The 14866-nt window shown below is 57.5% G+C and carries 13 protein-coding genes; all 13 read left to right on the top strand.

Annotated elements, in window-relative coordinates; genetic code table 11:
* The first annotated feature begins 145 nt into the window (after positions 1-145).
* The 13 genes from JN756_RS13425 to JN756_RS13365 all read left to right on the top strand — a co-directional run bounded on the left by JN756_RS13425 (position 146) and on the right by JN756_RS13365 (position 14724).
* A complete protein-coding gene (locus tag JN756_RS13425) occupies positions 146-1087 on the top strand; it encodes a VOC family protein (protein ID WP_046383772.1) in 942 nt (313 codons plus the stop codon).
* A gap of 3 nt (positions 1088-1090) precedes the next feature.
* Positions 1091-1477: a Rieske (2Fe-2S) protein gene (locus JN756_RS13420; protein ID WP_082107771.1), complete on the top strand. Its 387-nt coding sequence runs from the start codon at positions 1091-1093 to the stop codon at positions 1475-1477.
* 109 nt (positions 1478-1586) lie between these two features.
* A complete protein-coding gene (locus JN756_RS13415; protein WP_046383773.1) occupies positions 1587-2708 on the top strand; it encodes an FAD-dependent oxidoreductase in 1122 nt (373 codons plus the stop codon).
* A gap of 84 nt (positions 2709-2792) precedes the next feature.
* Positions 2793-4475: a DUF1302 domain-containing protein gene (locus tag JN756_RS13410; RefSeq protein ID WP_046383774.1), complete on the top strand. Its 1683-nt coding sequence runs from the start codon at positions 2793-2795 to the stop codon at positions 4473-4475.
* A 14-nt stretch (positions 4476-4489) separates the two neighbouring features.
* Positions 4490-5857 (top strand): DUF1329 domain-containing protein, encoded by a 1368-nt coding sequence (locus tag JN756_RS13405; RefSeq protein WP_052735804.1) that lies wholly within the window; start codon positions 4490-4492, stop codon positions 5855-5857.
* Positions 5858-5914: 57 nt separating this feature from the next.
* Positions 5915-6973, top strand: a complete 1059-nt coding sequence (locus JN756_RS13400) for a WD40/YVTN/BNR-like repeat-containing protein (RefSeq protein WP_046383775.1) — start codon at positions 5915-5917, stop codon at positions 6971-6973.
* Between the two features lie 3 nt (positions 6974-6976).
* Positions 6977-9457, top strand: coding sequence for an efflux RND transporter permease subunit (locus tag JN756_RS13395; RefSeq protein ID WP_046383776.1), 2481 nt, complete (start codon positions 6977-6979; stop codon positions 9455-9457).
* Positions 9447-10622 carry an MFS transporter gene (locus tag JN756_RS13390; protein ID WP_046383777.1) on the top strand — a complete coding sequence of 392 codons (1176 nt, stop codon included), beginning with the start codon at positions 9447-9449 and terminating at the stop codon, positions 10620-10622. The genes JN756_RS13395 and JN756_RS13390 overlap by 11 nt, the downstream gene beginning before the upstream one ends.
* Positions 10619-11395 carry an SDR family NAD(P)-dependent oxidoreductase gene (locus tag JN756_RS13385; protein WP_108526467.1) on the top strand — a complete coding sequence of 259 codons (777 nt, stop codon included), beginning with the start codon at positions 10619-10621 and terminating at the stop codon, positions 11393-11395. The genes JN756_RS13390 and JN756_RS13385 overlap by 4 nt, the downstream gene beginning before the upstream one ends.
* A gap of 9 nt (positions 11396-11404) precedes the next feature.
* Positions 11405-11977: a cupin domain-containing protein gene (locus JN756_RS13380; protein ID WP_046383779.1), complete on the top strand. Its 573-nt coding sequence runs from the start codon at positions 11405-11407 to the stop codon at positions 11975-11977.
* The gene (locus tag JN756_RS13375; RefSeq protein ID WP_046383780.1) at positions 11974-12966 is read left to right on the top strand and encodes a fumarylacetoacetate hydrolase family protein; all 993 of its coding nucleotides are present in this window, start codon (positions 11974-11976) and stop codon (positions 12964-12966) included. The genes JN756_RS13380 and JN756_RS13375 overlap by 4 nt, the downstream gene beginning before the upstream one ends.
* Positions 12957-13955 carry an NAD-dependent epimerase/dehydratase family protein gene (locus JN756_RS13370; protein ID WP_046383781.1) on the top strand — a complete coding sequence of 333 codons (999 nt, stop codon included), beginning with the start codon at positions 12957-12959 and terminating at the stop codon, positions 13953-13955. Before JN756_RS13375 ends, JN756_RS13370 begins: the two co-directional genes overlap by 10 nt.
* A complete protein-coding gene (locus tag JN756_RS13365) occupies positions 13942-14724 on the top strand; it encodes a cyclase family protein (protein ID WP_108526469.1) in 783 nt (260 codons plus the stop codon). The genes JN756_RS13370 and JN756_RS13365 overlap by 14 nt, the downstream gene beginning before the upstream one ends.
* Positions 14725-14866 lie beyond the last annotated feature (142 nt).

Here is a 14866-nt window from a genome sequence, read left to right as displayed (position 1 = left end):
GTTTTCGGATAGCAGGCATCTCAAGTTGCGATTAGTCAGCAACTGCCTCAGACAGCACCCTCCCCTCCAGTCGAGCGGCATGCCAACCGCAGCGACACCACCACCGGCGCCTCTGCCGGATCATAATTTTAATGGAGTGGTAACCATGAACATTCTTGGCCTTGATGCCTTGGTATTTGGCGTCGATGACCTGCAAGCCTGCGCTGATTGCCTTCGTGATTACGGACTGACTGCAATACACCTGGATGCCGAAAGAGGACACTTTGAGTCGTTGGACGGATCGGCCATCATCATCCGTCGTCCAGAAGATCCAGAGCTACCTGCGGCAAAGGGCCCCGCGCCTTCACTGCGCGAGACTATCTATGGCGTTGCAAGCTCCACCGATCTCGACGCAATCGAGGATGAGTTGAGCCGGGATCGCGTGGTACGTCGCGATGCGAACGGCACCCTGCATACAGTAGATGACCTCGGTTTTGCTATTGCCTTCCAGGTTTCCTGGCGTCGCCGCTTCGATGCGCCAGCAGACCTGACCAACGCCCCGGGCAGCGCACCACAACGCCCGATCAACCAACTGGGCATCACTCCCGAGATGGCGGCTCTACCTCGCACGCTTTCGCACGTCGTGTATTTCGTTCCCGATGCAGCAAAGGGTGAAGCCTTCTATCGCGATCGACTGGGATTCGTCACCACCGACAGATTCGTGGGTGTCGGCCCCTTCATGCGGGCAAAAGGCATGGATGACCATCACTGCCTGTTCATGATCCAGACCCCTCCACACATGCAGGGGTGTGAGCATTTCACCTTTCATATGGGCAGTGGCACAGAAGTCCTTCTCGCGGGTACCCGTTTTCAGCAGAAGGGTTGGACGAGTTTCTGGGGCCCCGGGCGTCACCTCTACGGCTCCAATTGGTTCTGGTATTTCAACAGCCCATTGGGTTGTCACATCGAATACGACGCTGACATGGATAAGCACGATGACGCTTGGGCTGCTCGCCAGGCGCCCATGTCTGCGGACAACTCGCAGTTGTTCCTGTTTACCTCTCGCGAGAAGTGGGCTCCGGGTGGCCCACCGCCGAAGCAGGGCTAAGCGGTGGATCGTAGCGTAGCGCTCTGCCCTCTCGATCAACTCAAAGAAGGCCGCGCGCTAGGTTTTGATCCCTTCAGGTCAGGCAACGACACCGTGTTTGCCTTACTGCATCGAGGAGAGGTACGGGTCTATCGCAATAGCTGTCCTCACCTCGATGTGCGCCTGGAATACCGAAAGAATCGATTCCTATCAGCCGACGGACAACGCGTCATTTGCTATGCACATGGCGCGCAGTTCATGCCGGACAGCGGAGAGTGCGTATTTGGCCCGTGTCTAGGGCAATCGTTAACCGCTTTTAAGTTCCGGTGCGAGGAAGGTTTGCTTCTTCTGTGCATAGACCCATTCGACCAACCCATTGAGGTATCGCGCGGCGCGATAGGTCACATCTGAGGACTCGATTAGTCAAATCCTGCGGCACTCGGGAAACTCAAACCCACGCACTAACAACGACCGCATCTATCAAGTATGCGGAGAACAATAACAACACGTGAGTCACTTCATGAATATTGCAAAAGTGCTGATAGTCGGTGGTGGTATTGGTGGTTTGTGTGCCGCCATCGCATTGCGCCGTAAAGGGATTGACGTCGATCTGGTCGAGATCAAGACCGAATGGACGGTCTACGGCGTCGGCATCATCCAGCAAAGCAACGTAGTCCGCGAAATGGCGAAGCTGGGCCTGCTCGATGCTTATCTGGATGCCGCTTACGCATTCGAAGACGTTGGTATCTACAACACCGATGGCCTGCCTCTGGTTCGGATTCCTGGGCAGCGCCTTGCCGGCCCGGAGTACCCAGCCAACGTTGGCATCTCCCGCAGAGCCCTTCATAAGGTACTTAGCGAAACAGCTATCGAACTCGGCACCGACGTTCGACTAGGTACTTCAATCGAGAGTTTTGAACAGAGCGAGGATGGTATCGATGTGCTGTTCAACGATGCAAGCCGAGCTCGCTACTCTCTGGTTGTAGGCGCTGATGGCCTGTTCTCCAAGGTTCGTAACCTGATGTTCGGCGACAAGTACCAACCTCGCTTCACCGGCCAATCCGTATGGCGTTACAACTTTCCACGCGCCCCCGAAATCGATCATCTCGCCAACTACCAAGGCCCTTCGGGTAACGCGGGTCTCGTCCCTCTGGCTGATGACTTGATGTATCTCTTCACCACGTCTCACGAGCCGGGCAACCCCTGGATGGATGAAGGAACCCTGGCGGAGGAGCTTCGCAAGCGCCTCTCCGGCTTTGGTGGACTGATCGGCAAATTGCGTGAGCAGATCACTGATAACTCACAGGTTGTCTACAAGCCGCTTGAGGCTGTGTTCGTCGATGAGTGTTGGTATCACGGGCGCGTCCTGCTTATCGGAGATGCGGCTCACGCTACGACTCCACACCTCGGCCAAGGTGCGGGCATGGCGATTGAGGACGCGGTTGTTCTGAGCGAGGAACTCGTCTCGGCCGGCACCCTGGCTGAACAACTGCAACGTTTCATGGATCGTCGATTCGAGCGCTGCAAGTTCATCAGTGAGAAGTCTCTATTCGCTGGCGAAAAAGAGATGCAACAGGATCGCGACTTCGATCGCATCTCCCTGGTTAAGCAAATGCTGGAGGTCACAGCACGCCCAGTCTGATATCGCGGCGGGTGCCAAACCTGTTGCGCACCCGTTCGCAAACCAACACTGACCTACAAAAAAAACAAAAACGAGGTGACTTAAATGCTGTCTTGCAAGCACGCATCCACCCGGCCGTCGCTGCCACTCAAACCTCTTGCATTCGCTGTTTCCATGCTAGCGATCACTGCAGGACTACCCGATGCCCACGCATTCGAATTCGATACGGGGAATCCCGATATTCGAGCACGGTGGGATAACACCCTGAAATACAGTTCGGCATGGCGCACCAAAGGTCAAAGCGACAAATTGATCGATGGCCAAACCTCGCTCAATCAGGATGACGGCGACCGTAACTTCAACAAGGGTCTGATCTCCAATCGTCTAGATCTGCTCTCTGAAATGGACATCACGTACAAAAACGTCGGCGCTCGTGTGAGCGGAGCCGCATGGTACGACGACGTCTACAACCGCGGCAGCGACAATAACGATCCGTCCCGCGCCAATAGCCATTCAGTAGCCTATGACGAATTCAGCCATGACACCCGCACCCTGCATGGTCGTAAAGGTGAGCTTCTGGATGCCTTCCTGTTTGGCAAGACCGATGTCGGCGACATGCAAGCCTCGGGTCGAGTGGGTCAGTACGCAATGCAGTGGGGAGAAAGTCTTTTCTACGGCATGAATGGTATCGCCGGCGGCATGGCGCCAGTCGATGCAGTCAAAGCCTTGTCGGTACCCAATACCCAGTTCAAGGAGCTGATCCGTCCAGTCCAGCAGCTCTCTGGCCAGCTCCAACTGACTCCGGATGTATCCATCGGCGCCTATTACCAGTTCGAATGGGAAGCAAACCGCCTGCCAGCCGAAGGCAGCTACTTTTCCACCAGTGATAGCTTCGGTGAAGGTAACGAGCGCATGTTCATTGGCGCTCCGCTGTTTCCGGGGGCCCAACCGCTGGCGTTCTATCACGGTAAGGACAAAGATGCGAAGGACTCGGGGCAAGGCGGCGTACAACTTCGCTGGCGTACCGAGACAGTCGACTGGGGCGTCTACGCCATCCGCTTCCATGATAAAAATCCACAACTGAACGTGCGCCCGGACTTCGCGAATCTGAACCCTCAGTCGGGCAAGGCCGGCGAGTACTACTGGGTCTATCCGGAAGGTATCGAGGCTCTGGGCGCGAGCTTCTCCACCACGCTCGGTAACTACAACATCGCTGGCGAGCTCTCCACTCGCTGGAACCAGCCTCTGGCATCCACCAACCAGCGCACTCTTGCACCGGGCGAGTCGATCAAAAATGACGATGACCCTCTGTACGCAACGGGGAGGACGCTACACGCCAACCTCTCATGGCTGTCGAGCCTCGAGCCGAACTTCATCGCCCCGGAAGCCAGTTTCATCGGTGAGATTGCATGGAACAGAGTCATGAGTGTCAGCAAAAACAAAGACGCCATTGACCCGAATGCAGACCGCGACGCGACCAGTCTGCGACTTGTTTACGAACCTATGTATCGCCAGTTCCTACCGGGTCTGGATTTATCCGTGCCTATCGGCGCCAGCTACACAAACGGTGCCTCCGAGGCACTGGGCGCGGGCTTCGGAGCCAATCACGGCGGTGACCTCAACATCGGGCTCAAAGGCAACTATCTGAACACCTGGAGTCTGGGCCTGACGTATACGCACTACTACGGCCCGGAAAATACCTTCCTTGATGCCGCCAACCACTACACGTTCGAACAGTCGCTCAAAGATCGCGACTTCCTTGCCTTCAATGTCAGCCGCACCTTCTGACCGGGGATTATTCGATGATAAACAATAAGAAATTTGTCTCTTTGCTCACCACCTTGAGTGCCTCGCTGTTTTTTGCGCACGGGGCAATGGCAGCCGTCTCCGCCGATGAGGCGGCCAAATTGAAGTCGACGCTGACTCCATTTGGCGCGCAGCGCGCAGGCAACGCCGACGGCAGTATTCCGGAGTGGAAAGGAGGCTTCACCCAGGCCGATCCCTCAAACAAGGAAGGCGGCAAGCGCAATGATCCGTTCGCGGCCGACCAGGCTTTGCTCACCATTACCGCCCAGAACATGGCTCAGTACGCCGATAAGCTGTCGGCTGGCACCCAAGCCATGCTGAAAAAGTACCCGGACAGCTACAAAGTCGTGGTGTACCCAACTCGTCGCACTGCCGCTGCCCCGCAGTCCATTTACGACGCTACTTTCGCGAATGCCACCAGCGGCAAACTGGCGAACGGCCCGGCGGGGCCTATGCCTTTAGGCGCGGCAGGCGGTATTCCGTTCCCGATCCCCCAGAATGGTGAAGAAGCAATCTGGAACCACCTGTTGCGTTGGCGCGGAGCTTCGTGGCACGCCAATTTCTCTCAGTACCTCACCACGGCGGACGGAAAGCATGTACTGACGAACGACTCCCGGGCAGATGTTCAAATGCCTTGGTACCTGCCCGGTTTCAGCAGTGACAAGGGCGTCTTCTGGTCAATCCGGATGACGAACGACGGCCCACCATTGCGCGCTGGAGAGGCAATCACAGGTCTTGAGAATATCAACGCCGACAACACCACTGCCTGGACGTACCTCCCTGGCCAGCGCCGAGTTCGCCGCCTTCCCAACGCCTGCTGCGACACCCCGACTCCGGCGACCGCTGGGGTGATGAGCTTCGACGAGCTCAATGTGTTTACCGGTCGAATTGACCGCTTCGACTGGAAGCTGGTGGGCAAGAAAGAGTTGTACATCCCGTACAACTCGAACCGGGTATTCACTGCCTCCAGCCCCGAAGCACTCTTCGACGCGCACCATATGAAATCCGACGCCGTGCGTTGGGAGCTGCACCGTGTCTGGGTAGTTGAAGCGACCCTGAAGAGCGGTGCTCGACACGTTATGCCCAAGAGCACCTATTACCTCGATGAGGACACCTGGACAGCCGTCCTTGGTGATCGCTACGACGCCCGGGGGCAGCTCGCAAAAGTGTTGTGGACCTCGCCAGTTGCTCTGCCCGACCTCCCAGGCACTGCGTCAGTCACTACCGGCTTTTACGACCTGCTTTCCGGTGCATGGTTCGTCGGTGACGTTTTTGCCGGGAAGAGCGAGCAATACCGCATCGTGCCGCCCTACAAGGACTCGGTATTTACCGCTGACGCGATGGCGGGTGAAGGCATCCGGTGATTCTGGCGGGGCGTAAGCCCCGTCTGCATCAAATAAGAACAAAAAGGGTTGCGTGCGATGAAAAAGATAATCTCCGGCTTGCTAATGGCAGCGGGCTGCTCGTTGCTGCCTGCCTGGGCAGCAGATACGGTCGATGTCCTTTCCCAAAAGGCAGTACTCGGATCTCAAGCACTGCATGCGGTGCTCCTGGACGTCAACAAAGCCGGTTCGCGGCTGGTTGCAGTCGGCGAACGCGGTGTTGTGCTGCTATCAGATGATGGCGGCCAACATTGGCGACAATCCGCCAGCCCCATCAGCACAACGTTGACCAGCGTGCAATTCGTTGACTCGAGGAACGGCTGGGCTGTGGGTCACTCCGGTGTCGTGCTGCATAGCAGCGATGGCGGGGAAAGCTGGCAATTGCAGTTGGATGGAAAGCAAGCGGCTGCCCTTGAGTTGCAAGCAGCCCAATACTCTGGGGATTCAAAGCGAATCGCTGTGGCGCAAAGATTGTCGGCCGATGGTGCCGACAAGCCTCTGTTGGTAGTGAACTTCGTTGATGCAAAGCATGGCGTTGCCCTTGGGGCGTACGGTCTTGCGCTGATGACGAAGGACGGAGGCAATACCTGGCAATCCTGGATGGGTGACCTTCCAAATCCGAGAGGCCTGCATCTCTATGCGATGGCTCGCAACGGCGATGAAATCATCATCGCGGGGGAGCAAGGTCTGCTGTTGCACTCCATCGATAGCGGCCTCACGTTCGAAGCCCTTAAGAGTCCTTACGAAGGCAGTTATTTTGCCGCTGCAATTCTTCCCAATAAGAAGATTCTGGTCGGAGGCCTGCGAGGCAAGCTGTTCTCCTCTGAGGATGGTGGCATCAGCTTCCAGCCTGTCGACAACCCCTTTGCTGCTTCCCTCAATGCCATTCGCATCGCCGGTCAAAACCTGTTGCTCGTCAACCAGGCCGGCATCCTCCTGCGAAGCGGACTTACAGATCTGCACTTTCAGCCCATCACCGTATCCGAAGGACTTCCTTTGACCTCTGTCAGTGAAACATCTGATAGCGCCCTGGTCGCTGTTGGTATGGCAGGCGCGTGGCGCATAGCGCCTTCTTTTTCCTCCAAAATCGCGGACTGAGCCATGCACGTAAAGACCTCCCCTACTCCGTCTGCCGGTAGTCTCGACGATTTCGACAGCACCTCTGGCTCCGTACTGGAGCGCGCACTCTTTAACCATCGTGCCCTGGTTGTACTGCTTTGCCTGGTCGTGACAGTTCTGCTGGCATGGCAGGCGACACGCGTGACACTCAATGCAAGCTTCGAGAAGATGATTCCGCGTGAGCATCCGTACATCGTCAACTACCTGGAGCACCGCCAGGAACTGGCGGGTCTTGGCAATGCTGTGCGAATTGCCGTAGTGAACCCAGAGGGGAGTATCTACGACAAAAAATATTTGCACACTCTCCAGCAACTCAGCGATGAGGTGTATCTGCTTGCGGGGGTTGACCGTGCAGCAATGAAGTCGCTGTGGACGCCATCTACTCGCTGGACTGGTGTCACCGAGGAAGGGCTGGAAGGCGGCCCGGTAATTCCCGATGGCTACGACGGCGGCAGTGCAAGCCTGGAATCCCTCAAGCGCAACGTTGAGCGCTCCAACGAGATCGGACAGTTGGTGGCTTTCAACCAAAGCTCCAGCATTGTGTACGTGCCGCTGTTGGAACGAACACCTGATGGTCAGACTCTGGATTACACCGTCTTCGCTCATGAACTGGAAAAGCTGCGTACTAAATACCAAGCGCAAGGTGTTGAGATCCACATCACCGGTTTTGCGAAAGTTGTAGGTGACCTGATCGATGGTCTCAAACAAATTCTAGTGTTCTTCGCTGCAGCCATCTTGATCACCGCGGCAGTACTTTACTGGTACACCCGTTGCGCACGAAGCACCTTTCTGGTGGTGACCTGCTCTTTGGTCGCAGTGATTTGGCAGCTGGGTTTACTGCCATTGCTCGGGTACGAACTTGACCCTTACTCGGTGCTGGTGCCATTTCTGGTGTTCGCAATAGGCATGAGCCATGGCGCACAGAAAATGAATGGCATCATGCAGGACATAGGGCGCGGGATGCATCGCCTGGTGGCTGCGCGGTTTACATTCCGCCGGTTGTTCCTGGCCGGCCTGACTGCGTTGCTATGCGATGCGGTGGGGTTCGCAGTTCTGATGATCATCAAGATACAGGTGATCCAGGATCTGGCAGTAATCGCCAGTCTCGGCGTAGCCGTCCTCATTTTCACAAACCTGATTCTGCTCCCAATCCTGCTCTCCTACATGGGCGTTAGCCAAAAAGCGGCTCGGCGCAGCCTTCGCGGTGAAGAAGCTGAGGCGTGTGGCGAAGAGAAGCACGTTGTATGGCGTTTCCTGGATCTCTTCACTCGCAAGCGTTGGGCAACGCTATGCGTCATCGTCGCTGCGCTCATGGCCTGCGCAGGCTACGCAGTAAGCCTGAAGCTAAAAGTTGGTGATCTTGATGCCGGCGCTCCAGAGCTTCGCCCTGACTCTCGCTACAACCGTGACAATGGATTCATAACACAGCATTACGGTGCAAGCAGCGACGTATTTGCCGTGATGGTGAAGACTCGCGCTGGGGAGTGCTCGACGTACAACACGCTGAAGCGAGTTGATGATCTGGATTGGCAGCTTCGCGGACTTGAGGGTGTCGACTCGACAAACTCCTTGGCCTTGTTAAATCGCCGCGTGCTGGTTGGCCTCTCCGAGGGCAACCCCAAATGGTACGAGTTAGTGAACAACCAGGCGACCTTGAACATGGTCACCGCGGGAGCCCCACGTGGCTTGTACAACGATGACTGCAGCCTGTTGACGCTCTATGCCTACCTCAAAGACCACAAGGCCGACACGCTCAACAACGTTGTCGAAAATGTTGAAGGTTTTGCCAGGAACAATAACTCCGGCGATGCCACGTTTCTTCTGGCAGCGGGTAGTGCAGGCATTGAAGCGGCCACCAATATCGTTGTGAAACAGGCGAATCACGACATGCTTTGGTGGGTCTACGGCGCAGTCATTCTGCTTTGCCTGGTGACGTTCCGATCGTGGCGCGCAGTGCTCTGTGCAGTATTGCCTCTAATGCTCACATCGATTCTTTGTGAAGCCTTGATGGTCGCGCTGGGCATGGGCGTCAAGGTCGCCACCCTGCCCGTTATCGCTCTTGGTGTAGGCATCGGTGTCGACTATGCGTTGTACGTCATGAGCATCGTGCTGGCCCAGCTTCGCCAAGGCGAAAGCCTGTCCCGGGCCTATTACCAGGCACTTCTGTTCACCGGCAAGGTCGTCATGCTGACAGGCGTGACACTCGCTATCGGCGTGGGCACCTGGATCTTCTCTCCGATCAAATTCCAGGCAGACATGGGCGTGCTGCTGGCCTTCATGTTTGTCTGGAACATGGTCGGGGCGCTGATCTTGTTGCCGGCGCTGGCGTATTTCCTCTTGCCCCAGAAACGCCGGGTTGCAGACACACCCGCAGTGCTGAACCCGGTCGCCACACGCAACCCGGTAGCGCAGGACAAGGCTTTCCAACGCCCGGTTGCTCTGGAGGTTCGTCATGAAGGCTGAATACGAAGCCGGTACGCCGCAATCCTTATTGCTGTTGCTCGGCAGTTGCCTGCCGGTACTGGGCGCGGTACTGCTGGCCCCGGTGCTGCCACGCATGCAGGTGTATTTCGCCGACACACCGGGGGCTGCCGTGCTGGTACCGGTGGCCCTGACGCTACCGGCCCTGATGATTGCCTTACTGGCGCCGTTCGCCGGGATGATCGCCGACCGCACCGGGCGTAAGCCCCTGTTGCTGGTGGCGATGCTGATTTACACGCTGTGCGGGACTTTGCCTCTGTGGCTCGATTCACTGCAGGCCATTGTCCTAAGCCGCGCCGGCATCGGCCTGGCCGAAGCGGCGATTATGACCTGCTGTACCACCCTGATGGGCGACTACTACAGCGGCGGGCGCCGCGAGCGGCTGTTTGCCTTGCAGATGGTCGCGACCTCCTTATCGGCGGTGTTGTTTATGGCCATCGGCGGGCAGTTGGGCCAGGACAGCTGGCGCACGCCGTTCGCCTTGTATGCCGTGGGTCTAGTGCTTCTACCGTTGATGGCGCTGTGGCTATGGGAACCTCGGGGGCTGGTGGCGGCGGAGGTCGCCCAGCGCCGCTTGCCATGGCGAGGGTTGTTGCCGCTGCTGGTGCTGGCGTTGCTGGCGGGCATGAGCCTGTTCATCGTACCGGTGCAGGCTGGCTACCTGCTTAACCTGCTGGGCGTGGACGCACCGCAGCAGATCGGCATGACCATGGGCGGTAACCAGGTGGGCGTAGTGCTGGGCGCCCTGAGCTTTAAACTGATTGGTCGCACCCGGCCTTCCTGGCTGTTGCTGCTTGCGTTTGTGTTGGCCGGCAGCGGCGGGTTATTGATGGCGGGGGCCGACAGTCACGGCTTGGTTTCGTTGGCGGTATTTATCAACGGGTTGGGCATCGGCCTGATGCTGCCCACCTTGATCACCCGGATCATGGCCCAGGTCGATTTCAGCCAGCGCGGCCGAGCCAGCGGCTTGTTTACCTCAGCGATCTTCGCCGGTGAGTTTGTCAGCCCCCTCGTGGTGCTGGCCATTACCGCTGGCGTTCCTTCAGCCTTGCCGACCGCACTGGCCGTAGTCGGCGGACTGCAATGGCTGGTAGCCCTTGGCTGCCTGCACATCCCCACCATTGCCCTCTTGGAAAAACACGCATGAACGCTGACCTGTTCAACCTGGCGGGCAAGGTGGCGTTGATCACCGGCGCTACCCGCGGCATCGGTCTGGCCATCGCCCGTGCTTATGGTCGTGCCGGGGCGCGCCTGGCCATTAGTAGCGAGAGTCTTGAAGACTGTACTCGGGTGGCCGCCACCTTGGCCAGGGAGGGCATCGACGCCTGGCCCATCGCCGCCGACCTCAGCCAGCAGGAGGATGTCGTTATCCTGGCCGAGGCCGTGCTCGCGCGCTTTGGCAACCTCGACGCGCTGGTGTGCAACGCTGGCATCGCCCCGCACATGGGGCCATTGGCAACCGCCAGCGATCTCGACTGGGACACCACCCTGACCGTAAACCTGCGCAGCGCATTATGGCTGACCAGTGCCGTGCTACCGGCCATGGCCGCGCGAGGTGGCGGCAGCGTGGTGCTGATGGCCAGCATCGCCGGGGTGCGCGGCAACAAGGCACTGGGGCTTTACGGAATATCGAAGGCAGGCCTGGCACAACTCGCCCGCAATCTCGCTGTGGAATGGGGCCCCAAGAACATCCACATCAATGCTATCAGCCCCGGCGTGATTCAAACCGAATTCGCACGCCCACTAACAGATAACCCTGAAGTGATGCAGCGCCGCATGGCGCTCACCCCATTGCGTCGTGTTGGGCGCCCGGAGGAAGTAGCTGCCTTGGCACTTTTACTGGCCGCACCAGGCGGCGCGTTCATCACCGGACAGAACATTGTAGTCGATGGTGGTACCACCATCGGTGATGGAAACTAAGGAGACCTTATGCAAAAACTTCCAGATTTTAAACGCATTGTTACGGGTCACGATGCCAAGGGGCATGCCGTCGTCGCTAGCTGCGGCGCTACACCGAACAACTTCCCGCTCAAAGCGATTCCAGGCACCGTCTTCTACGAAGTATGGAACAGCGCAACCACCCCTGCCCCGCTGGACAACGCTGATGACCCTACTGCCCAGCCGCTGCAACTTAGCCCTGGGCCGCTGGGTAGCGTGATTCGAGTGGTGGATATTCCGCCGGACAGCATCCAGAACCAGGTCAGCGCAGAGGATGCAGCTGCTGCGTTCGCAGAGATTGGCCAAAGCCATGCAGGTACTGGAAAGACCGACTCTAAACACAAACTTATGCACCGCACCGAGACACTGGATTATGGAGTCGTCACGGAAGGTGAGATCTGGTTAGTGCTTGACGGGGAAGAGGTTCACCTCAAAAAAGGCGACATCGTGGTACAGCGAGGCACCAACCACGCTTGGAGCAACCGCACAGAGCAAATGGCGAGGATGGTCTTCATCCTCCTGGACGGTCGTTATGCTCCAGATCTGCAGGAGCTCCTGCCATGAAGCTTGCCACACTCAATGACGGTACCCGGGACGGACGCCTGCTCGTGGTCTCGCGCGATCTACAGCATGCTGTAGACGCCAGCGGGATTGTCGCCACAATGCAGGCTGCGTTGGATAGCTGGGGTAACGTGCAATCGGATCTGGACACTCTTTATCGTAGTTTGAACCTCGGTGAGGTCGCTGGAAGCTTTGAGCTTGCCGTTGAACAGTTGATGGCCCCACTGCCGCGCGCATGGCAGTGGCTGGACGGTTCCTGCTTCCTCAGCCATGGCGAATTGATGCAGAAAGCTTTCAACCTGGAGCCCATCGAGAACATCGAACGTATCCCCCTGATCTACCAGGGTGCCGGCGACGACTTTCTTGGCCCGCGCGCAGAAATACCCTTGCCCAGCGAGGCTCATGGCATCGATTTCGAAGGCGAGTTCGCTGTACTGCTAGACGACGTCCCCATGGGTTGTCCTGCTGAGCAGGCACTAAAACATATTCGCCTGGTACTGCAGTTAAACGACGTTAGCCTTCGCGCCTTGGCACCGCGAGAGATGAAGACTGGCTTTGGTTTCCTCCAAGCTAAGCCCACTACCAGTTTCGCCCCTGTAGCAGTGACCCCAGACGAACTGGGCGATGCGTGGGTTAACGGCCGTATACATCTCCCGTTGAAGGTCGAGTGGAATGGCGAGTGGTTTGGTCACCCGCACGGAGGAGCCATGCACTTTGGCTTCCACCAGTTAATTGCACACGCTGCGCTGACGCGCAAACTGAGTGCCGGTACGTTGATCGGCTCAGGCACAGTTTCAAATGCCGACCGGTCTGTTGGGTCTGCCTGCATTTCGGAGCGCCGAGCCATCGAGACCATCGCTGAAGGTGCACCTCGCACCGGCTTCATGCACTTCGGTGACAGGATACGAATGGAGGTCAGAGGGCCCAATGATGATGTGCTATTTGGCGCAATCGATCAGCGTGTGGTGCAGGGAGGCTGGACATGCGCGTGATGGTCAGTGGTGCCAATGGGTTCGTTGGTCGCGAACTGGTCACCCACCTGCTGAAGCTGGGTGAGATTCGCGGGCGAAAGATCGAAGCGCTTCTGCTGCTTGACCAACATCTGGATGACCTGCCAGCAGACAGTCGCCTGCGCCGCCATTCCGGCAGCATTACCGATCCGGCACTGCTGCGGCGGGTGTTGGCTGACGGCATCGATGTGGTTTTTCACCTCGTTAGCATCCCTGGCGGCGCTGCAGAGATGAATTACGAGTTGGGCTACCAGGTCAATTTACAAGCCAGCCTGGAGCTCTTGCATCAATTGCGCAACCACGACTGCCCCCCCGTGTTGGTCTATGCAAGCAGTGTTGCCGTATACGGAGGTGAACTCCCTTCGAGAATGGATGAAACGCAGGCTGCGCACCCTCAGCTTTCCTACGCAGCACACAAGCGCATGATCGAGATTGCCATTGAGGACTTGGCTCGTCGGGGCGAAGTCGATGGACGTGTGCTACGACTTCCCGGGATTGTCGCTCGCCCAACCGAACCAAACGGATTGAAGTCCGCTTTCATGAGCGACCTCTTGCATGCGTACGCTGCAGGTGAGCCGTATGACTGCCCGGTTTCACCGCATGCAGCGGCATGGTGGATGTCGGCTCGTTGTTGCGTGGAGAACCTGCTACATGCCGCAGAAATCACAAACCTGGCGGAGGATCGACTCTGGCAGTTGCCGGTATTGCAACTGTCCATAGCCCAAGTACTCGATGCTCTCGCAGGTCGCTTCGGCAAAGCTAATGGCGAAAAAATCAAATTCAAACCCGACCCTCAACTAGAGGTCTTGTTCGGGCGCCAGCCACCACTTCGAACCCCGCGAGCTCGCGCAATGGGGTTTCGTCATGACGGCTCCGTTGCTGCACTGCTGCGCAATGCGTTGAAAAACGCTCCCAGTCTCACCCTACCGACAAAATCCAAAGCAGGAGCCGTCGTCCATGAACCTCAATAAATGTCGCATGCTCGATTTGTCGGTCTGTCTGGACAACAACCCCTATACAGATCCCCCGCCTCTGCTCCCTAAGATCGACTACATGGATCACCAGGAAGGTTGGCCCGAAATGGCAGCCATGTTCCCCGGTCTGCGCAAAGAAGACTTGCCTGGCAATGAGTCATGGGCGGCTGAGCGGCTCAGTATCACTACACATAGTGGTACTCACATGGATGCACCTTGGCACTATGCATCCACAACGGATGGTGGAAAGCCGGCATTTGGTATTGATGAGTTGCCGCTGGAATGGTGCCTACAGCCTGGCGTGAAGCTCGACTTTCGGCACCTGCCCGATGGACACGTCGTGACCGTCACGGACTTGGAAGCTGAGTTGCGCCGAATCAATCACGATCTGAAGCCCTTGGAAATCGTTGTAATAAACACTCGTGCCGGAAGTCTATTTGGGCAGCCGGGCTACCTCGATGCAGGCGTCGGAATGGGGCGTGACGCGACGTTATATCTACTGGAGCGAGGGGTGCGAGTGGTGGGAACTGACGCTTGGAGTTGGGATGCCCCCTTCAAGTACACCAGAGAAAGATTCGCTAAATCAGGTGACGCCTCGATCATTTGGGAAGGGCATAAAGCCGGGCGTGACATCGGCTACGGCCAAATGGAAAAACTGGCCAACCTGGATTTGCTTCCAGCATCTGGGTTCTGGATTTCGTGCTTCCCCTACAAAATCCGGCACGCTTCTGCAGGTTTTGTCCGCGCCGTAGCTTTATTTGAATGACGTAGCTAACACAAATATAAACCGGCTTGGTAGGGATAGGCTGGAGACGTCTACGATGCTGGGGGCAGTCCAGTATCCAAGGCTGCGACGGGGCCGGTCCTGCTGACACTTTTGCTGCCTGACCGTCCGCTATCGCAGCCTC

Source organism: Pseudomonas sp. Y39-6 (genome assembly GCF_023651955.1).
Classification (GTDB): Bacteria; Pseudomonadota; Gammaproteobacteria; order Pseudomonadales; family Pseudomonadaceae; genus Aquipseudomonas; species Aquipseudomonas veronii.
The sequence above is the reverse complement of the archived record's forward strand: the minus strand, read 5'-3'. Positions and strand labels throughout refer to the sequence as shown.